General features: G+C 61.0%; 15 protein-coding genes. 6 read left to right on the top strand and 9 right to left on the bottom strand.

Annotation, left to right across the window (positions count from 1 at the left end; genetic code table 11):
* Window positions 1-2 precede the first annotated feature (2 nt).
* Genes C4J83_RS01490 through C4J83_RS01480 form a run of 3 tightly spaced genes read right to left on the bottom strand, consistent with a single transcriptional unit; the run spans window position 3 to window position 1,607 of the window.
* Window positions 3-713, bottom strand: coding sequence for an SDR family NAD(P)-dependent oxidoreductase (locus tag C4J83_RS01490; RefSeq protein ID WP_124416193.1), 711 nt, complete (start codon window positions 711-713; stop codon window positions 3-5).
* Between the two features lie 31 nt (window positions 714-744).
* Window positions 745-1,395: a DsbA family oxidoreductase gene (locus tag C4J83_RS01485; protein WP_119738146.1), complete on the bottom strand. Its 651-nt coding sequence runs from the start codon at window positions 1,393-1,395 to the stop codon at window positions 745-747.
* Window positions 1,392-1,607, bottom strand: a complete 216-nt coding sequence (locus C4J83_RS01480) for a tautomerase family protein (protein WP_119738148.1) — start codon at window positions 1,605-1,607, stop codon at window positions 1,392-1,394. Before C4J83_RS01480 ends, C4J83_RS01485 begins: the two co-directional genes overlap by 4 nt.
* Before the next feature lie 198 nt (window positions 1,608-1,805).
* On the opposite strand from C4J83_RS01480, the gene C4J83_RS01475 reads away from it, so the two are divergent.
* The gene (locus C4J83_RS01475) at window positions 1,806-3,935 is read left to right on the top strand and encodes a M48 family metallopeptidase (RefSeq protein ID WP_124416192.1); all 2,130 of its coding nucleotides are present in this window, start codon (window positions 1,806-1,808) and stop codon (window positions 3,933-3,935) included.
* A 73-nt stretch (window positions 3,936-4,008) separates the two neighbouring features.
* Here the strand turns inward: C4J83_RS01475 and C4J83_RS01470 are convergent, their stop codons facing one another.
* Window positions 4,009-5,325, bottom strand: a complete 1,317-nt coding sequence (locus C4J83_RS01470) for an OprD family porin (RefSeq protein ID WP_124416191.1) — start codon at window positions 5,323-5,325, stop codon at window positions 4,009-4,011.
* A 411-nt stretch (window positions 5,326-5,736) separates the two neighbouring features.
* On the opposite strand from C4J83_RS01470, the gene C4J83_RS01465 reads away from it, so the two are divergent.
* Window positions 5,737-7,824, top strand: a complete 2,088-nt coding sequence (locus tag C4J83_RS01465) for a TonB-dependent receptor (protein WP_124416190.1) — start codon at window positions 5,737-5,739, stop codon at window positions 7,822-7,824.
* Between the two features lie 83 nt (window positions 7,825-7,907).
* On the opposite strand, the gene C4J83_RS01460 is transcribed toward C4J83_RS01465, so the two are convergent.
* The 3 genes from C4J83_RS01460 to C4J83_RS01450 form a co-directional block, all read right to left on the bottom strand.
* Window positions 7,908-8,120 carry a hypothetical protein gene (locus C4J83_RS01460; protein ID WP_106577435.1) on the bottom strand — a complete coding sequence of 71 codons (213 nt, stop codon included), beginning with the start codon at window positions 8,118-8,120 and terminating at the stop codon, window positions 7,908-7,910.
* Between the two features lie 234 nt (window positions 8,121-8,354).
* The gene (gene aguA / locus C4J83_RS01455; RefSeq protein WP_124416189.1) at window positions 8,355-9,461 is read right to left on the bottom strand and encodes an agmatine deiminase; all 1,107 of its coding nucleotides are present in this window, start codon (window positions 9,459-9,461) and stop codon (window positions 8,355-8,357) included.
* 121 nt (window positions 9,462-9,582) lie between these two features.
* Window positions 9,583-12,486, bottom strand: a complete 2,904-nt coding sequence (locus C4J83_RS01450) for an aminotransferase (protein ID WP_124416188.1) — start codon at window positions 12,484-12,486, stop codon at window positions 9,583-9,585.
* A 151-nt stretch (window positions 12,487-12,637) separates the two neighbouring features.
* Between C4J83_RS01450 and rfbB the strand changes: the two genes are divergently transcribed.
* From rfbB to C4J83_RS01430, 4 genes are all read left to right on the top strand, one after another.
* On the top strand, window positions 12,638-13,720 hold the full coding sequence (gene rfbB, locus C4J83_RS01445) for a dTDP-glucose 4,6-dehydratase (RefSeq protein WP_106577432.1): 1,083 nt from the start codon (window positions 12,638-12,640) through the stop codon (window positions 13,718-13,720).
* Between the two features lie 61 nt (window positions 13,721-13,781).
* Entirely contained in the window at window positions 13,782-15,590 is a 1,809-nt protein-coding gene (locus tag C4J83_RS01440; protein WP_106577431.1) for a sensor histidine kinase, read from the top strand.
* Window positions 15,587-16,972, top strand: a complete 1,386-nt coding sequence (locus C4J83_RS01435) for a sigma-54-dependent transcriptional regulator (protein WP_119738161.1) — start codon at window positions 15,587-15,589, stop codon at window positions 16,970-16,972. Before C4J83_RS01440 ends, C4J83_RS01435 begins: the two co-directional genes overlap by 4 nt.
* A gap of 26 nt (window positions 16,973-16,998) precedes the next feature.
* Window positions 16,999-17,454: a thioesterase domain-containing protein gene (locus C4J83_RS01430; RefSeq protein ID WP_106577429.1), complete on the top strand. Its 456-nt coding sequence runs from the start codon at window positions 16,999-17,001 to the stop codon at window positions 17,452-17,454.
* A 348-nt stretch (window positions 17,455-17,802) separates the two neighbouring features.
* On the opposite strand, the gene cysQ is transcribed toward C4J83_RS01430, so the two are convergent.
* Both cysQ and nudE read right to left on the bottom strand, forming a co-directional pair.
* On the bottom strand, window positions 17,803-18,639 hold the full coding sequence (cysQ, locus tag C4J83_RS01425; RefSeq protein ID WP_124416187.1) for a 3'(2'),5'-bisphosphate nucleotidase CysQ: 837 nt from the start codon (window positions 18,637-18,639) through the stop codon (window positions 17,803-17,805).
* On the bottom strand, window positions 18,636-19,202 hold the full coding sequence (gene nudE, locus C4J83_RS01420) for an ADP compounds hydrolase NudE (RefSeq protein ID WP_124416186.1): 567 nt from the start codon (window positions 19,200-19,202) through the stop codon (window positions 18,636-18,638). The genes cysQ and nudE overlap by 4 nt, the downstream gene beginning before the upstream one ends.
* Between the last annotated feature and the right edge of the window lie 82 nt (window positions 19,203-19,284).

The following is a 19,284-nucleotide window of genomic DNA, read 5'->3' as shown; positions in this document are numbered from 1 at the left end:
TTTCAGTGCCCCGCGCTTTGGCCGCCGTCCACGTGCAGGATCTCCCCGGTGACGAACCCGGCGTTCTCCAGGTAGATGATTGCCTGGGCAATATCACTCGCTTCGCCCATGTGCCCGACCGGATGCAGGTTGCCCAATGCCGCGTGGGTTTCTTCACCGTGCATCGGCGTCTTGATGATCCCGGGGCTCACCGCGTTCACGCGAATGCCGCGTTTGGCGTATTCGATTGCCAGGGATTTGGTCGCTGCGCTCAAGCCGCCTTTGGTCAGCGAGGCCAGCACCGACGGCACACCGTCAATGGCGTGGTCCACCAGGCTGGTGGTGATGTTGACGATGTGCCCGGCGCCCTGTTTGAGCATTTCGGTGATCGCCAGCTGGGTGATGTAGAAGAACCCGTTGAGGTTCACGCCCAGCACATTTTTGTAGTCTTCGTGGGTGTAGCGGGTGAAGGGTTTGGCGACGAAGATACCGGCGTTGTTGACCAGGCTGTCGATGCGGCCAAAGCGCGCCACGCCTTCGCGGATTACGCGCTCGGCGGTGGCCGGGTCGGCGATATCGCCGGCCACGGTAAGAATTTCCGGATCCGTCGACGGCATGATCGACCGCGAAGTGGCAACCACACGGTAACCCAGCTGGCGGTAAGCCTCGACCGCAGCAGCGCCAAGGCCCTGGGATGCGCCGGTAATCACAACGACTTTTTTCGAATTGCTCATGATGAAACCTCTGTATGGAAAGTGAGATGGTTCAAGCAGCCACGGCGGACATTTCCCGCAGCATCTGTTCGTAATAACTGACTGATTGCGACCCGCAGACCAGCTGACGACCATTGAGGACCATGGCCGGCACGGCGTTGATGCCGCGCTCGCGGTAGAACGCTTCAAGCTCGCGCACTTCATTGGCGCAGTCGGCAGAGGCCAGCACCCTTCGTGCGTCCTCAATGTCCAGCCCGGCCTCGGCGGCTAAACGTGCGAGGGTTTCGTGATCGCTGAGGTTCTGGCCGTCGGTGAAAAAACCGCGCAACAGCATCTTTTTCAACACGATCTGCCGCCCTTGCGGCAACGCCCACAGCAGCAGCCGATGCGCATCGAAGGTGTTGTAGAAGTGGCTGCGTTTTTCCAGGTCAAAGGTGAAACCGATGGCATCGCCGCGCTCCATCAACATCCTTTTGCCGCTGGCGACGTCTTCAGCGCTGCGCCCGTATTTGCGCATCAGGTGGGCGACGGCGTTTTCACCCTCGGCCGGCATGTCAGGGTTGAGTTCGAAGGGTTTAAAGGTCAGTTCAACCTTAACTTCGCCCGCCAGGTTGGCGATGGCTTGCTCTAACGCAGTAGCGCCCAGGGCGCACCACGGGCAGACCACATCGGAGATGAAGTCGATGGTGACGGGCGTGCTCATGACGGATTTTCCGCGAGCTGTTTACGGTATTGAGTGGTGGTGACGCCGGCGTAGCCCCAGTTATCGGTATCGACTTCTTCGATGACGATGTGGGTCAAGTCGGGGCGTTTGTTGAGCACGCGTTCGAGGGTTTCAGTGAATTCGGCAATGACCTGGGCTTTTTGCTCCGGGGTAACGCCGTCACGGGTAACGCGCAGGCTGACAAAGGGCATGGCAGTGGCTCCAGTGGCCGGCCATCGGGGTGATGGGCGGGCAGGGCTAATTTAGGCGTGCGCCTGGTGGGGATAAAGATGGGCTGGAGTACTTCATTAGTGACGCGGTGTAACGGATGTATTAGGTAATACCTTCAAGTATCGCGCCTGGCGTTTTTTTCGGTATAACCGACAGCTCTGCGCTGGGACCGGACTTCCATGAACGCCCTGAAACTGATCTGTCTGCTCGTCATTTTCCCGCTATTGCTCGCCGCCCTCGGTGTCTGGGAGCGCGAACGTGCTGCCGAGGCATCCACCAGCATCATCGTCTACAGCGCCAAGGTGAACGCCGCTAAACAGCAGTTGCAGGCGCTGGCGGCGCAAGATCCAGCGGCGTTGGTCGACCTGGGCAAAGAGAAAATCAGCGTGCAACTGGCGCTCTCGCGCCTGGATAACGTTGAAGCCGAGCTGCCGACTGCTCATCGCCTAAACCGCGCCCTGCGCGAGCTGGCACCGTGGGTGATCGGCCTGGGGTTGCTCGCGGCGTGCATCGGCCTAGCTGCGCTGGCCGGCACTCAGTGGGCAGGTCAACGCGCGCAGCAGTCGCGGGAGAAATTGCTGCAGGTGTTCTCCCTGGGCAGTCGGCTGTTGCCTTTTGGGCTGGTGAGCCACGTGGTGGCAATGGCCGCGACGTTGGCGTTGGTGCTGATTTACGAAGGCCTGGCGATGTGGCATGTGGGACGCCTGGGCAGCGGCGAAGTCAAGTTGATGGCGACACTGGGCGTGTTGGCCGCTTTCAGTGTGTATTCAATCTGGTCGCTGCTTAAACAACTGCGCTACATGCTGGGGATGTTCAAGCCCGAACCGCTGCAAATGTTCGGGCAGGCCGTTACACCCCAGCAGGCACCCGAGTTATGGCGCCATGTGCGCGAACTGGCCGGCCAACTGGGTGCATTGGCGCCGGATCATATTGTGGTGAGCCTGGCCCAGGGCTTTTACGTGACCTCCAGCGAAGCCAGCGTAATGCCCGCCGAAACGCGATTGAGCGGGCGCACCTTGCATGTGCCGCTGCTGCACCTGGGCCTGCTGAGCCGTGAAGAAATCGGCGCGGTGATCGGCCACGAACTGGCGCACTTTGTGGGTGAAGACACCGAGTACAGCCTGCATTTTCTGCCGATCTACGACGGCGTCGACCGCAGCCTGCGGGCGCTGCTGGAAACCATGCAGGCCAGCGACCTGATCCAGGGTTGGCTCATGCGCCCTTCGTTCATGTTCGGCCTGTTTTTCATGCAGCGGTTCGATCACGCGGTAAATCACTGGAGCCGAGAACGCGAGTTGCTGGCAGATGCTGCCGGCGCCCGGTTAGTGGGGAATGCGGCGGCGGCCTCGGCGTTGTTGCGAATCTCGGTGCTGCATGCCCACATCGAGCAGGCGTTGCTGACTCTGTGTGACACAGCCACAGAGGATGACTTGCCGGGCGCGGTGCTTACCGCATTGCGCGACACACCCTTGCAGCTGCCGCCCGAAGCGCTGGACATTCACCAACCGCACCCGACCGACTCTCACCCATCAAATGGCGAACGCTTGCAAGCTTTACAAGTGCACGTGGAAGACGCCGTGCACAGCGCCACGCGCGCAGTGGATGTAGCTGCTGCGAATGCGCAAATCGATGCGTGTTTCAGTGCGCCGCTTAGCGTGCGGGTACAACTTTCGCGCGATCTGAATGCGCTGGCAGAGACCGAAAACACTGCGCAAACCGAGCTGTTGGAAAGCATGGTGACGTCCACTACAGGCGAATGCTCGCTGCATGAAGGCGGCCGGTGGCGGGGCACGCTGATGGCGGTGTTGGCAGTGCCGTTCGTGTTGCTGGGGTTAGCCATCATGAGTCGGCCCTGGCTTTCCCCGGAAAAATTCAAAGGCACCCCGCTATCGGCCGTGGGCGCCGGCGCGGCGATCGGCAGCATCGCGCTGATCTTTTTATGGATGGGCATCCGCCGCATCAAGCGCGCACCGCAAACCGCGCTGCGCCTGACGCCGGAGCATTTTGTGTTCGCCAACCTGAAACACCCCTTGCCCATCGAACACATTGCCGATGTCAGGCTGCAGTTTGCCCACGGCGTCTGGGTCACGGTAGAACTGACGCCCGAAGCGCCATTACCCGAGCGATGTAAAACCGCATTCGGCGTACCCGGAGCGCGGGTCAACAAGAAGAAACGCCAAGTGCTGCTGCAGATGGCCCAACTGTGCATCGCTAACCAGAAAATCGAGCCTTACGAAGGGTTGGCGATGATGCTCAACTACCTGAATGCCTCGCTCGCCCGCAAAATTTTGCAAAACCGCCAAGACTGAAGTGCAGGCATAAAAAAACCCCGAACCAGTCGGGGTTTTTGATCGCCTGAAATCAGGCGCGACGCCAAATCAATTAGAAAACGTTGATCGGGTAATCGGCGAACAGACGGATTTCGTTACCGCCTACGTTGTAGTTGCTGGCGTTGCTGGAGACGCGCAACCAGGACGCACGAGCGCGCAGGCTCAGGTCTTTGGCTGGGCCGCTCTGAACGACGTATTTGAACTGGTTGAAGATTTCACGCTCGGTGCCACTGCCGCGGTTGGAGCCGTCGTCAATGTTGGTGCCGCGCACGTAAGCAATGTTGTAGGTCAGGCCAGGCACGCCGAAGGCGCTGAAGTCCAGGCCGTAGCCTGCTTGCCAGGAGCGCTCGTCCTTACCGTTGAAGTCGGACCAGTAGGAGTTGGCCAGCAAGATGGTGTTGCCGCCATCGCCGATGCCGCCAGCGTTGCGGTAGCCGCCGTACAGATAACCGGTGTCGCCGGTGCTGCGCTGGTGAGCAACGGTGAAGCTGTGCGGGCCAACAGCCCAAGTAGCGCCCAGGCTCCAGATTTTGTTGTCGCGAGCGTCGGCGTCACCTTGGTTTTCAAGGGCGAAGCTCTTGTCCAGCTTGGTTTTGTAGCCGTTGAAGTCAAAGGTCAACGATTGCTTCTCTGGCAGGGCCAGTACGTAGTTGACGTTGACGTATTGCTTCTTCAGCACGTCTTGCATGTCGGAGGCGTACAGCGCGGCCGACAGGCTTTCGGTGAATTTGTAGCTACCACCGATGTAATCAATGCTTTTCAGGCGACCGCTGTCGGTGCCTTCGGCGCTCTTGCGCGCTTCCTTGGTGAAGTGACCAGCGTCCAGTTGCAGGCCGGCGATCTCTTTGGAAACGATCGAGGTACCTGTGTAGGTTTCCGACAACAGGCGGGAGTTGTCGTACTGCAGAACAGGGACTGCCGGGAACTGATCACCGTACTTCAGCACAGTGTTGGAAACCCGGAATTTGACGGCTGCGCCGCCCTTGGACAGATCGTCGGCAGGTGCGCCGTTACGTGTCGTGCCATCCGCGCGCGTGGTGGCTGCGCCTTCTTTAAAGAAGTCGATACCGCCCGCGCCTGCGCGGCCTCGGCCACCATCCAGGCGAATGGCGTATTGGCCGATCACGTCAACACCCACACCGACGGTGCCTTGGGTGAAGCCGGATTCAAATTTACCGATGAAGCCCTGGCCCCACTCGGCTTTGTCTTGCTTGCCGTTTTTGTAGTCACGGCTGATGTAGGCGTTACGTGCTGCGATGTTCAGGTGGCTGTCGTCAACAAAACCCTTGGATTGCTCCTGGTCGTTTGCCATTGCCTGAGTAGCGCTCAAAATCCCCAGAGCGATCAGACCCATCCGTTGCTTCAACATTTCTTATATTCCTTATTACTGGTTGAGTACGCGCTGTGACACCAGGCTCCGTGTCGCTTTTCTGGTGTCGACTTTTTCCGGAAAAAACAAAGCCCGCGGACGACTGAACTGCCGCGGGCCTTTTTTTATTGGATAAGTCATGGCGGTTAGCCACAGGCGTTGGGCGCAATCCTATGCGCGCGTTGAACTATGTGTCAATTTCGTGAATCGTCTGTATTTAGGCGAAATAATTCTAAGCAACGGCCTACAGCGCTTGTGTGAAAGCCAGAAAATCGCTTTTAGGCGCTAAAAAAACACATCGAGTAACACTTTCCAAAGCCTACTTTTTTGGGAATGCATAACGCGCGCAAATGCAAAGCATTACCATTAACGCGCACATTCCTTCCCGAACTTTTTTGGATAGATTCCTCCATGCCAGTCTCTCGCCTGACGCCCATTACCCTTGGGCTTTCTGCTCTGCTGTCTGCTGGTTTTGCCTGCGCCACCACGATTTTGCCGCAAACCTCGATCAGCACCGAAGTTGACGAAGACGACCCACGCGTCAAAGAGACCCACACCGCCACCCGCACTGCCACGTCAGTGCGTTATGTGCCGCAGGCCATCGATTCGGTAAAAACCGAAACCCTGCGCGCCTACGGCACCAACGATCTGGGCCAGGCGTTAAGCGGCATTCCCAACGTAAGCAGCGGCGCCGACACGCGCTTCGACAGCCTGCGCATTCGTGGTTTCGACGCAAGCAACGACTTCTACCTGGACGGCATTCGCGACGACAGCCAATACGTGCGCGACCTGCATAACATCGAACGCATTGAGGTGCTCAAAGGCCCGGCAGCCGTGCTGTACGGGCGCGGCGGTCAGGGCGGGATCGTCAACCGCGTGAGCAAATTGCCCACCACGGGTCACCCCTCCAGCATCGAAGCCCAGGGCGGCAGCCATGATTTGCGCAGCCTGTATGCCGACCTCAGCACCGACCCCACAGACGACATTAGCCTGCGCCTGAACATGGGCAATCAGGACAACAACAGTTTTCGCGATGGCGTCAGTGGCAATCGCCAGCTGTTTGCGCCATCGATGAGCTGGCAACTGACGCCCGACCTCAATTGGTTGGTGCAATACGAATACAGCCGTTACAACCGCACGCCGGACCGCGGTATTCCCGGAGTCAACGGGCGCCCGGCAGACGTGAGCCGCAGCGCCACCTATTTTGATAGCCGCGATTACATCGACGACAAGTCTCAGTCGCTGCGCTCCAGGCTCGCTTATGAACTCAACGCCAACTGGCAACTGCGCCACACCTTGGGCGTGTTCAAGCTCGACAGCGATTTCGACAACACCTACCAGACCGGCTACGACCCGAAAACCAACAAGGTCACGCGCCAGCGCTGGCAGCAGGATTTGACCACCCGCAATGTATTCAACAACCTCGAGCTGGAAGGCGCTTTCGACACCTTCGGCCTGGAGCACCGCCTGCTCACCGGCCTGGAGCTGGGCAGCCAGCGCCGCGACCCGAAACTGTATACCGCCACCGCCGTCAATCGTGGCGGCCAAGCCGTGCCGAGCCTGGATCTCAACCAGCCCAACCGCCACCTGAGCCACAACGGGGCGATGAGTCTTTCAAGTTACAACCACACCGAAGTCGAAAGTCGCGCCGTGTACGTGCAGGACCAACTGCGCCTCAACGATCAATGGCAACTGCTGGCTGGCCTGCGCTATGACCATTTCGAAGTGGACACCACCAGCAAGGTGCTCAACACCCGGCAAGCTGTCGAAAGCCGCAGCACCAGCCCGCGCGTCGGCCTGGTATGGACGCCGCTGGAACATCACTCGTTTTATGCCTCGTGGAGCAAAACCTTCTCCCCCGCGGGCGGTGGCCTGATAGGTATCACGCCCAATGCCGCTGGCAGCGTCAACGACCTGAGCCCTGAACTGACCAAACAGAAGGAAATCGGCGTGAAGAGTGACTGGCTCGATGACCGCCTGAGCACCACCCTCGCCGTGTACGAGCTTGAGCTTTATAACCGCCGCACCAGCGACCCGCTCGACCGCACCATCACCCTGCTCACAGGCATGCAACGCTCACGCGGCGTGGAACTGACGGCCACCGGCAAGCTCGTCGGCAATTGGTATGTGCGTGGTGGTATCGGCCTGCAGGATGCCAAGGTCGAGAAGGACAACAATGGCTTTGAAGGCAAGCGCATCAGCGATGTGGCCAAGCGCAATGGCAGCTTGTTTATCACCTGGAAACCCGAGATGGGCTGGTACGCCGAAACCGGTCTGACCCTGGTGGGTGACCGTTACGCCGACAACCTCAACACCGTGGCGCTGCCAGGTTATGGGCGGTGGGACGCGTTGGCCGGGTTCCGCCAGAAGGAATGGGACGTACGCGCGGCGCTGAACAATATTGCCGATAAAAACTATTACGCTTCGGCCACCAGTGCGGCGCAGATCCAGCCGGGCGAGCCACGTAGCCTGGTTGTAACGGGCACCTACAGTTTCTAAAACCTCACACCCTGATGTGCGAGCGGGCTTGGCTGCGATGCTATCGCAGGCAAGCCGGCTGCCATCACTGATCTCAGTGCTGGTCAGTTTTTTAACAATTCACACAACGCGCGCACTTCATCCTCACTGAACAGCCCCGCCGGGTAACGTTCACTCATCACGCGGCGCAGGTCAGCTTGCCTGACCCGTCGCGAGCCGTTTGCCTTCAACCAGAGCGCCAACGCACGGATCGCATCACCGTTGACCCGCGTGGGGTGGAACGGGCGCGTGTAGATCAGGTTGATATCGGCATTCATTTCAGCGCTCTCTCCTACTGCGTGAGCGGCTAACTTACTCAAGGTTTGTGACAGAACTGCGCAGTCATCGCCTCGAGTCACTGTGACGACATCGATACAAGAGCTATGCCAATGTCCCGTATTTACAGGCATTCGGACACAAAAAAGCCCGCGGCCGTACAGGGCCGCGGGCTTGCTATTTGCGCTATGAACGGGTAGCGCCGGGCTGTTGCTCAGACGCTGTTACAACTGCACTCAGTTTTTGTGCGGCGCCGGTTGTTGTTGGGTCAGGCAATGGATATTGCCGCCACCCAGTAACAGTTCGCGCCCCGGCACTATCACCACTTCGTGCTGCGGGAACAGGCTCTGCAGAATCTGCTTGGCCTGACTGTCCAACGGGTCGTCGAAGCTTGGCGCGATGATGCCGCCGTTGACGATCAGGAAGTTCACGTAGGAACCGGCCAACCGTACGCTTGGGTTACGTTCCTGGCTACCGTCCACCGGGTCGACGCCCGCGCACTCTTCTTCGGTGGCATACAGCGGCCCCGGGATCGGCATTTTGTGCACTATGAACGCGCGCCCCTGGGCGTCGGTGCTGCTTTGCAGCACGTCCATGGCAGCGTGGCAACGCGCGTAGTTCGGGTCTTGCGGGTCGTCGGTCCACGCCAGCAGCACTTCGCCCGGACGTACATAGCAGCAGAAGTTATCCACATGACCATCGGTTTCGTCATTGAACAGCCCGTCCGGCAACCAGATGATCTTATCCACAGCCAGATTGGCGCTGAGCACCGCTTCGATGGCCGCGCGATCCAGGTGCGGATTGCGGTTGCGATTCAACAGGCATTCTTCGGTGGTGATCAATGTGCCTTCGCCGTCCACATGGATCGAGCCACCTTCCAGCACGAAGCCTTCGGTGCGGTAGCGCGGCGCACGTTCGATCTCGAGAATCTTGCCGCCTACCTGCGAATCGCGGTTCCACGGCGCGTACAGGCCGCCATCGAAACCGCCCCAAGCATTGAAATCCCAGTTCACGCCGCGCACTTCGCCGCTGTTGTTGATCACGAAAGTTGGGCCGGTGTCGCGCACCCAAGCGTCATCGCTGGACATTTCCACCACGCGGATGTTCGGCACGTCCAACCGCGCGCGCGCGTTTTCGTATTGCCCGGCCGAGACGCCCACCGTCACCGGCTCAAAGCGTGCGATGGCCTTGGCCACCGCCACGTGCGCAGCCTGCGCGGGCTTACCCCCCAGGCGCCAGTTGTCCGGCCGCTCAGGCCAGATCATCCAGGTTTGAGTCTGTGCTGCCCATTCGGCTGGCATGTAGAAGCCATCGGCGCGAGGTGTGCTGTGCAGGGTGGTCATGGCGTTCAGGGCTCCGAATGGGGTGAAAGACCGACTTTATAACGGATAGAAATCGGCTTTAAAAGGTAAAAAAGATGGAAATCACAAAACATCACGGCTAATAACCGATAACAATCGACTATTACAACTGCTCATCCAGCACCTTCGACAACATGTCGACGAAGAAGTCCACGCTGCGTTTGGACGTGACCATCGGCGGCTTGATCTTGAGGATATTGAGGTAGTCACCCGTGGGCTGCATGAAAATACCCAGTTCCCGTAACCGGTCACACAGCAACGCGGTTTCTTCGGTGGCCGGTTCAAGCGTATGGCGATCACGCACCAACTCCAGCCCCAGATAGAAGCCGGAGCCATGAACAGCGCCGACCAGTGAGTGACGATCGATCAACTGCTCCAAGCGCGCCTTGAAATGCCCGCCCACCACCTGGGCGTTTTCCCACAGCTTTTCTTCCTGCATCACGTCCAGCACGGCCATCCCGATCTGACAGCTGACCGGGCTGCCCCCCGACGACGAGAAGAAATACCCCTCGGCCTCCAGCGCTTCGGCTATTTCGCGCCGGGTGATCACCGCGCCCAACGGCTGGCCGTTCCCCATGCCCTTGGCCATGGTGATGATGTCCGGCACCACGCCCTGCTCTTCAAAACCCCAGAAAAAGTGGCCCATGCGCCCATACCCCACCTGCACCTCATCGGCGATGCACACGCCGCCCTGGGCGCGGACCCGCGCGTACACCTGCTGCAAATAACCCGGCGGCAGTGAAATGCCCCCCGCATTGCCGTAGACCGGCTCGCATATGAACCCTGCCAACTGGCGTTTACTCGCGGCGATTTTCGCCAGGTTGTGGTCCACGCTTCGCACGTAATCCGGCGCACTGTCCTGCCCACGGAACTCGCCGCGATAGGTGTTCGGCGCGGTCACCGGGTGCACCCAGTCCGGGCGGCTGCTCAATGCCTGCGGGTTGTCGGCAATCGAGGTCGACACCGCATCCGCCGCCACCGACCAGCCGTGGTACGCCTCCAGCACGCTGAGCATGTCGCGCCCGCCGCTGTAGGCCCAGGCCAGGCGGATCGCCAGGTCATTGGCCTCGGTGCCGCTGTTGACCAGAAACACCCGGTCCATGCCCTCTGGCGCCAATGCCAGCAAACGCTCGGAAAACTCGGCAATCGCCGCATAGTGAAAGCGCGAGTTGGTGTTGAGCAGCGACCATTGCCGCGCCGCCACCGCCGCCATGCGCGGGTGGCCATGGCCCAGCACGGCGACATTGTTGAGCATGTCCAGGTAGGAACGGCCCTGCATGTCGATCAGGTGGTTGCGCCAGCCACGCTCGATGCGCGGTGGGTCGACGTAATAGTGCTTCTGCGAGCGAGCGAAACTGGCATCCCGACGCGCCAACAGGGCTTTGGGGTCCAGCTCCGGCTCGGCATCGCAGGCCAGCCCCAGCAACGCAGCCGGCGACGGGCAGAGGGCTTGCCACGCCGGCGCCCTGGACGGGCTGCAGAACAACGGCGGCTCGAGCTCAGCACGGCATAACTGTACGGTGAGCGGAGCGTGCACCTCACCGAGCAGTTGCCCCTTCACCACCACCGAACCCGGTTTCAACGCGGTTCTCGCGCCGCCTATACGCAGGCTCAGTTGAGCTTCATGCAAGCACAGCAGACCATCGTCGCTTTGGCGCAACGTACCGCCAAAGGGCGCTTCCAATACGGTGCCATGAGGCAGATGCAACTCCACGTGAAGCGGGAAAGTCTGCGGCTCGACGGCACTGTCGGCACGCGTTCGCGACAACCGATATTGCCCATACCGACTGGCTGCCAGCCCATGCACGGTCGCCGCTTCATCCAATAACCGGCGGTCTATGCCGGGCAACTCCCAATTGCCGGCCTCGAAATGCGGGCTGAGTACACCCAGGTCGATCAGCGCGAACTCACGCCCTACCAGGCCCGGCAGCAACGGTGCAAAGTCTTGGCCGGCCATCGGCGGCAACGCTTGTGCGACACAGCTCAGGATCGCCGCCTCCATCAGCGCAAACGGCACCGAGGTCGCCACATGAAAAATTTCCCACTCGTGCTCGGCATTTTTCAGCAGGTAAGTATTGTCAGGATCAAGGCGTTGCTGCTGTTCGCTGCTGAGCACCAGCACCGCCGCGCGCGCCACAATCAGCGGCCATAACGCCTGTAACTCTTCGCGCAGCAATGGCGTCACCGCGTGGCAGGCCTGGACCGCCGGCAGGATGGCAAACGGGTCTCCATCGGCATGGTGCAACAGCGCCGCGCAGGTCACCGACAGGTCGGCAATGCGCCAGGTGTGCACCAGGTCGCCGAAATCAATCACGCCCTGGACCTGCCAACGCCGCTGGGCGTCGCGCTGCCAAACGACGTTGTCATCGGTGATGTCCAGGTGCACGGCTTGCCACGGCAGGTGATCGGCCAAAGGCTGAAGGCGCGTGTGTGCGTGGTTGGCCGCGCGCTCGATGGCGTCGCGGTGCGGCAGGTTATTCAGGTTGGCCAGCAGGTGCGTGATCAGTGCATGGGCGTGGCGCGGGTCCCACTGCAACGTGCGGTCCAGGCCCGGGTGCTCGAAATGCTCAAGTGCGCGGCTGACCTGTCCACACAGCTCACCAAAGCCTGCGATCACGTCACGGCCCAGGTGCGGCAGATGCGTCAGGGGCTGGCCGTCGATATAGTCCAGCAGCCGCAGGTGCGCGGTTTGCCCGCCCACGGTGACGCTCAGCACGTCTTCCCCGGTCAGTGCGCGGTTCACCTTGGGCACACGCACGTGCGCTTGCAGTTCATTGAGGGCGGCGTGCTGGGCCTGCAGTTCAATGGTGGCGTAGTCGCCCCGGCAGATCTTCAGAACGAAGCGGCCACGCTCGCTGTCAACTCGGTAATTGAGGTCTTGTTGGCTGCCCAGCGACTGCAAAGCGCCCGTCAAACCGTAATGTTGCTCGAGCAATTGCGCGGCTTGATCGGCGCTTATTTGTGGGCAAGGCAAACTGGCACGATGGATCAACGTGGCGAGCAACATGGTGGCGACCTCTGCTTTTTCAGGCGCTTATATCGCCATTGTTCGGGGCTGTTAATCAACCCCTCATGCATACCGGGCTTGCGCCGTCCCGATTCACAACTCAAGCTATGCCAACTTCGCCAAGTCTTCGTCTAAGGAAAAGGCCCTCGACATGCGTATTCTCATCACCGGCGGTGCCGGTTTTATCGGTTCCGCCCTGGTTCGTCACCTGATTCAAAACACCGAGCACGACGTGCTCAACCTGGACAAACTCACCTACGCCGGCAACCTGGAATCGCTGACCAGCATTGCGTCCAATAGCCGCTATGAGTTCGTGCAGGCCGATATCATCGACCAGGCTGCGGTCAGCGCCGTGATTGCGCGCTTTAAGCCTGAGGCAATCATGCACCTGGCAGCCGAGTCGCATGTCGACCGCTCCATTGATGGCCCGTCGGATTTCATCCAGACCAACATCGTCGGCACTTACAGCCTGCTGGAAGCCACTCGCGCTTACTGGCAAACGCTGGAAGAGCCGGCCAAGAGCGCGTTTCGCTTTCACCACATCTCCACCGATGAGGTTTACGGCGACCTGCACGGCGTGGACGACCTGTTCACTGAAACCACGCCTTACGCGCCAAGCTCGCCGTACTCGGCCAGCAAGGCGGCGTCCGACCACCTGGTCCGCGCGTGGCAGCGCACTTACGGCCTGCCGGTGCTGCTGACCAACTGCTCGAACAACTACGGGCCGTTCCACTTCCCCGAAAAACTGATCCCGCTGGTCATCCTCAACGCCCTCGCCGGCAAGCAACTGCCGGTCTACGGTGATGGCCTGCAAGTGCGCGATTGGCTGTTCGTCGAAGATCACGCTCGCGCGCTGTTGAAAGTGGTTACCGAAGGTGTGGTCGGCGAGACCTACAACATCGGCGGCCACAACGAACAGAAGAATATCGACGTGGTTCGCGGCATTTGTGGCCTGCTCGAAGAACTGGCACCCAATCGCCCGGCGGGCGTGGAAAAATTCACCGACCTGATCACTTTCGTCAAGGATCGCCCGGGCCACGATCAGCGCTACGCGATCGATGCCAGCAAGATCGAGCACGACCTGGGTTGGGTGCCCGAAGAAACCTTCGAAACCGGCCTGCGCAAAACGGTGCAGTGGTACCTCGATAACCTCGACTGGTGCCGCCGCGTCCAGGACGGCAGCTATCAGGGTGAGCGCCTGGGTAACACCGAGCCAAAAGACCTGATTGCATAACAACAGCATCACGCACCACAGCTAGGCATAATGCGCCTGTCCCCACAGGCGCATGATTCCCATGACTCCACCCCTTCCGCGAAGACCCCGCTGGCGCAGCCTCGCCCTGTTGGCGTTGTGCCTGGCACCGCTGCTGTGGCCGCTGGAACACCTGGCCGAGCGCTATTACCGCAGCGAACTGGCCGGTCAAAACCGCCAGACCCTCGACCTCTACGTCGCCAACCTGCTCGGCACCCTGCACCGCTATGAAGTGCTGCCCCAGATTCTGGGGGATTTGCCGGCCCTGCGCACCGCGCTGGATGCGCCCGATGTCAGCACCAACCTGGTCAACGCCAACCTGTTGCTCAAGAACGTCGCCGCCCAGGCCGGGGTAGAAGTGATGTACCTGATGGACACCACCGGCAAAACGCTCGCCGCCTCCAATTGGGACAAGCAGGACAGCTTTGTCGGGCGCAACTTCTCGTTTCGCCCCTATTTCAGCGAAGCCATGGCCGGGCGCCTGGGCCGGTTTTTCGGCCTGGGCACCACGTCGGCCAAACGCGGCTACTTCTTCGCCGCCGCCGTGCGCGATGGCGACACGATCATCGGTGTGCTGGTGGTCAAGGTTGACCTGGACCATACCGAAAGCCTGTGGGGCAAAACCCCGGAACAACTGCTGGTGACGGACCACAACGGCGTGGTGATCCTTACATCGCGCCCGCAATGGCGATTCCGTGCGACACGGCCGCTGACCGCCGAAGAGCGCCAAGCCATCATCGCGATCCAGCCCTACCCGACGCGCGACCCACAACCGCTGGCCTTGAGTACGACGGCATGGCTGCGCCAATCCTCAGCCATTGCCGAAACCGGCTGGACGGTGGAAATTCTGGCGCCGCGCTCGCTGATCAATCGCCCGGTGCGCACGGTGGTAGCAGTCGGCGGCGCCACGTTGCTGGTACTGATGCTGCTGCTGGGCTTGATGATGCAGCGCCGTCGCCATTATCTGGAGCGCATCGCGTTTGAAGCCAAGGCGCGCCGCGAACTGGAAGCCCGCGTGATCGAGCGCACCAGCGACCTTGAAGGCCTCAACCGGCGCCTGAAACAGGAAGTGCTTGAGCGCGAACACGCCCAGCAGGAACTGGTTCGCGCCCAGGACGACCTGGTGCAAGCCGGCAAACTGTCAGCGTTGGGGACCATGTCGGCGAGCATCAGCCACGAACTCAATCAACCGCTCGCGGCGATTCGCAGCTACGCAGAAAACGCCGAGATCCTGCTCGACCACGAGCGCACCAATGACGCTCGCGGCAACCTCAAACTGATCAGCGAACTGACCGGGCGCATGGCCTCGATCATCGCGCATCTGCGCGCGTTCGCCCGTCGCGACCGCCACGCACCGGAAAGCGTGGCCCTGCAACCGGCGCTGGACGATGCACTGGCGTTGCTGGCCAAGCGGCGACGGTCGATGGAAGTGGAGCTGATCCGCGATTTGCCAGAAGCAACCCTGTGGGTACAGGCCGGCGAAACGCGTCTGCGCCAGGTACTCGGCAACTTGCTGGCCAACGCCCTCGACGCTCTCACCGAAAAAGGCCCGCCGCGCAAACTCTGGTTGAGTGCCCAAACCACCGAACAGGGCGTCAACCTGTACATTCGCGACAACGGTCCAGGCTTTTGCATGGAAGCCCTGGGCCGCGCCAGCGAGCCGTTCTACACCACCAAGACGCGCACCCAGGGCCTTGGGCTGGGGCTGGCAATTTGTGACACGTTGATGCGTGCCTTTGGTGGCGAATTGCTGTTTGCCAACCACAAGGAAGGCGGCGCGCTGTTAACCTTGAAATTGCGTGCCGGCTCGCCGGGCGTCAGTCTGCAACCGTCCGAGGACCGCAGTGTATGAGTATCGATAACCAGATTCAGGTGGTGTTGATCGACGACGATCCACACCTGCGTCAGGCCCTGTGCCAGACCCTGGACCTGGCCGGGCTGAACGTCCTGACCCTGGGCGAAGCCACCGGCCTCACTGCGCGCCTGTCGCGGGACTGGCCGGGCGTGGTGGTCAGCGACATCCGCATGCCCGGCATGGACGGCCTGGAGTTGCTCGCCGAACTGCACGGCCAGGACCCGGAACTGCCGGTGCTGTTGATCACCGGCCACGGCGACGTGCCGCTGGCGGTGCAAGCCATGCGGGCCGGCGCTTATGATTTCCTTGAAAAACCCTTCGCCAGCGATGCCCTGCTCGACAGCGTGCGTCGCGCCCTGGCCCTGCGCCGTCTGGTGCTGGACAACCGCAGCCTGCGCCTGGCCCTCAGTGACCGTCAGCAATTGAGCACGCGCCTGGTCGGGCATTCGCCGCAAATGCTGCGCCTGCGCGAGCAGATCGGCGCCCTGGCCGCGACCCGCGCCGACGTGTTGATCCTCGGCGAAACCGGCGCCGGCAAAGAGGTGGTGGCGCGCGCGCTGCACGACCTGTCCAGCCGACGCAGCGGGCCGTTTGTGGCGATCAACGCCGGCGCACTGGCCGAATCAGTGGTCGAGAGCGAGCTGTTCGGCCATGAGCCGGGAGCGTTTACCGGCGCGCAGAAACGCCGTATCGGCAAATTCGAGTTCGCCAATGGCGGCACGCTGTTTCTCGATGAAATCGAAAGCATGAGCCTGGACGTGCAGGTCAAGCTGTTGCGCCTGTTGCAGGAGCGCGTGGTGGAACGCCTGGGGGGCAATCAACTGATCCCGCTGGATATCCGCATCATCGCTGCCACCAAGGAAGACCTGCGCCAGGCTGCCGATCAGGGTCGCTTCCGCGCCGACTTGTATTACCGCCTCAATGTTGCACCGCTGCGCATTCCACCGTTGCGCGAGCGCGGCGAGGATGCCTTGATGCTGTTTCAACACTTCGCCGACGAGGCCAGCAGCCGTCACGGCCTGCCGCTTAACGAGCTGCAACCAGGCCAGCGCGCGCTGCTGCTGCGTCATAGCTGGCCCGGCAATGTGCGCGAACTGCAGAATGCGGCAGAACGCTTTGCCCTGGGGCTCGAACTGGCACTGGACGCCACGGCGGACAACCCTGCCGCTGGCATCCTGACTTCTACGCCCGGCGGCCTGAGCGAACAAGTCGAGCAGTTCGAAAAAAGCCTGATCGCCGCCGAGCTGACCCGCCCTCACAGCTCGGTGCGCAGCCTCGCGGAAGCTTTGGGCATACCGCGCAAAACCCTGCACGACAAACTGCGCAAGCACGGCCTGAACTTCGCCGACAGCGCCAACCACAGCGCCGACGACGAATGACCCTGCCCACTCGCCAAGAGGCCGCCATGAGCCGCGACAGCCGTTACCTGGAATCCATCCTTCACCACGACATCCCGCTTACCCGGGAAATGGGCCTCAAGGTGCTTGACTGGCAACACGGCCAGTTGCAGCTGCACCTGCCCTTGCAAGCCAATATCAACCACAAGAGCACCATGTTTGGCGGCAGCCTGTATTGCGGCGCCGTGCTGGCGGGCTGGGGTTGGCTGCACCTGCAATTGCGCGAAGAAGGCATAGAAGACGGGCATATCGTGATTCAGGAAGGGCAGATCAGCTATCCGCTGCCAGTCACACGGGATGCGACGGTAGTGTGTCGGGCGCCGGAGGAGAAGGTGTGGAAGCGTTTTGTGGCGACGTATAACCGTTATGGCCGGGCGCGGCTGACGCTGGAGACGTGGATCGTGAATGAGGGGAGTGAGGAGCGCGCGGTGGCGTTTACTGGCCAGTACGTCTTGCACCGTTAACCGTCAAACCCCAAAAAAATATGAGCGCTGGATTGCCACGGTATCTACACAACTTCCGAATGGCGACCCCATCCTCCGTGGCGAGCGGGCTGGCCCCACGTTGGGCTGCGAAGCAGCCCTAAAACCTGAAACGGCGGTCGGCCGGCAGAGCGCGGTGTTCTTATTGGGGCCGCTTCGCAGCCCAACGCTGGGCCAGCCCGCTCGCCACGAAAGCTCGTCTGTTACCTATTTTGCGTTTATCGGACGTTATGTTGAGGCGCCGCGATAGCGGTCTGACCGTCACCGCGTTAGTGGCTGCTCTACCGTAATCGCAGGCAAGCCAGCTCCCACATTGAATCTACGCCAGGCTCAGGATCTCGCCAGGGTCAGCAAGCGCTCGCGCCATGCGGCCTTGGCCGGCAGCGCCAAAAAGAACGGGTTCAACAGCGATTCCCGCGCCGGATAGCTGAACGGCTTACCACTCAACTCCAACACCTCGCCGCCCGCGCCTTCCAACACGCCCTGAGCCGCTGCGGTGTCCCACTGCGACGTCGGCGCCAAACGTGGATAGCAATCGGCACTGCCTTCGGCCAACAGGCAGAATTTCAGCGAGCTGCCGATATTCGCCAGCTTCAACGCTCCCAGGCCTTCGCTCAAGCCGTGCAGCAGGCGCTCTTGTTCAGGGCTGCTGTGGCGGCGGCTGGCAACCACGGTGAAGGCTTCACCCGCTGCCGGCGTCTGGCGTACCTGAATCTGCTTGGGTGCCTCGTTCACATCAGAGCGCCACGCCCCCAGCCCCGCGCCTCCGAAGTAGCAACGGCCACTGGTCGGCATCGATACCACGCCAAACACCACGCGGCCTTGTTCGATCAAGGCGATATTGACGGTGAATTCTTCGCTGCCAGAGATAAATTCCTTGGTGCCATCCAGCGGGTCAACCAGCCACCAGCGCTGCCAGCCCGCACGCACACTCTGGTCGATATCCGCGTCTTCTTCGGACAACACCGGAATGCTCGGGTCGAGCGCGGTAAGGCCGGTGAGAATCAGATGGTGAGCGGCCAGGTCCGCTGCCGTCACCGGCGAGTCATCCGACTTGGAGGTAACCTCCACGTCGGCGCGCCAATACGGCAGGATCACTTCACCCGCCTGACGGGCCAGCTCAATCACAGGGGCAATAAACGGGTGACCTAAAAACAGTTCGCTCATGCGATAAACGCTCCACGCTGGGTCAACAGGTCTCGTACCAGATACAGTGCCGCCAGGGCGCGCCCCTCGCTGAACTGCTCGTTTTGCGCAAGCTGCGACAGCTCGCGCAGGTTAACCCGATCAACCCGCATCGGCTCAGGCTCATCGCCCTCCAGGCGCTCTTCGTACAGATCGGTGGCCAACACCACCTGAATTTTCTGGCTCATGTAGCCGGGCGACAACGACAGCTCGGTAATGTGCTCCAACAGACGCGCGCCATAACCGGCCTCTTCCTTGAGTTCACGGTTGGCCGCCGCCAGCACGTCTTCGCCGGGTTCGATCAGTCCCTTGGGCAACGACACCTCATATTCATCGGTGCCGCCGCAGTACTCCTCCACCAGCAACGCATGATCGTCGTCAATCATCGCCACGATCATCACCGCGCCGTAGCCGGCACCGCGGCCTACCAGGCGCTCGTAGGTCCGTTCAACGCCATTGGAAAAGCGCAATTGCACTTCCTCCACGCGGAACAAACGGCTACTGGCGACTATTTCGCGGGCGAGGACGGTGGGTTTCTGGCGCATAAGCGGCTCCTTGGCGTGATCGGGTTACTATACCGTGGCTTTTCCGATTGTCTGTGTCGGATATCTTTACTTACATGAGAAC

Origin of the sequence: Pseudomonas sp. LBUM920 (assembly GCF_003852315.1) — a bacterium.
Lineage (GTDB): Bacteria > Pseudomonadota > Gammaproteobacteria > Pseudomonadales > Pseudomonadaceae > Aquipseudomonas.
The sequence above is the reverse complement of the archived record's forward strand: the minus strand, read 5'-3'. Positions and strand labels throughout refer to the sequence as shown.

What these genes read in the sequence shown, in the direction of transcription:
- aguA (WP_124416189.1), bottom strand. Translation starts at nt 9,461, where the DNA reads ATGACCACCCTGCACAGCACACCTCGCGCCGATGGCTTCTACATGCCA.
- cysQ (WP_124416187.1), bottom strand. Translation starts at nt 18,639, where the DNA reads ATGAGCGAACTGTTTTTAGGTCACCCGTTTATTGCCCCTGTGATTGAG.
- C4J83_RS01435 (WP_119738161.1), top strand. Translation starts at nt 15,587, where the DNA reads ATGAGTATCGATAACCAGATTCAGGTGGTGTTGATCGACGACGATCCA.
- C4J83_RS01450 (WP_124416188.1), bottom strand. Translation starts at nt 12,486, where the DNA reads ATGTTGCTCGCCACGTTGATCCATCGTGCCAGTTTGCCTTGCCCACAA.
- C4J83_RS01490 (WP_124416193.1), bottom strand. Translation starts at nt 713, where the DNA reads ATGAGCAATTCGAAAAAAGTCGTTGTGATTACCGGCGCATCCCAGGGC.
- C4J83_RS01470 (WP_124416191.1), bottom strand. Translation starts at nt 5,325, where the DNA reads ATGTTGAAGCAACGGATGGGTCTGATCGCTCTGGGGATTTTGAGCGCT.
- C4J83_RS01460 (WP_106577435.1), bottom strand. Translation starts at nt 8,120, where the DNA reads ATGAATGCCGATATCAACCTGATCTACACGCGCCCGTTCCACCCCACG.
- C4J83_RS01465 (WP_124416190.1), top strand. Translation starts at nt 5,737, where the DNA reads ATGCCAGTCTCTCGCCTGACGCCCATTACCCTTGGGCTTTCTGCTCTG.
- C4J83_RS01475 (WP_124416192.1), top strand. Translation starts at nt 1,806, where the DNA reads ATGAACGCCCTGAAACTGATCTGTCTGCTCGTCATTTTCCCGCTATTG.
- C4J83_RS01430 (WP_106577429.1), top strand. Translation starts at nt 16,999, where the DNA reads ATGAGCCGCGACAGCCGTTACCTGGAATCCATCCTTCACCACGACATC.
- C4J83_RS01440 (WP_106577431.1), top strand. Translation starts at nt 13,782, where the DNA reads ATGACTCCACCCCTTCCGCGAAGACCCCGCTGGCGCAGCCTCGCCCTG.
- rfbB (WP_106577432.1), top strand. Translation starts at nt 12,638, where the DNA reads ATGCGTATTCTCATCACCGGCGGTGCCGGTTTTATCGGTTCCGCCCTG.
- C4J83_RS01480 (WP_119738148.1), bottom strand. Translation starts at nt 1,607, where the DNA reads ATGCCCTTTGTCAGCCTGCGCGTTACCCGTGACGGCGTTACCCCGGAG.
- C4J83_RS01485 (WP_119738146.1), bottom strand. Translation starts at nt 1,395, where the DNA reads ATGAGCACGCCCGTCACCATCGACTTCATCTCCGATGTGGTCTGCCCG.
- nudE (WP_124416186.1), bottom strand. Translation starts at nt 19,202, where the DNA reads ATGCGCCAGAAACCCACCGTCCTCGCCCGCGAAATAGTCGCCAGTAGC.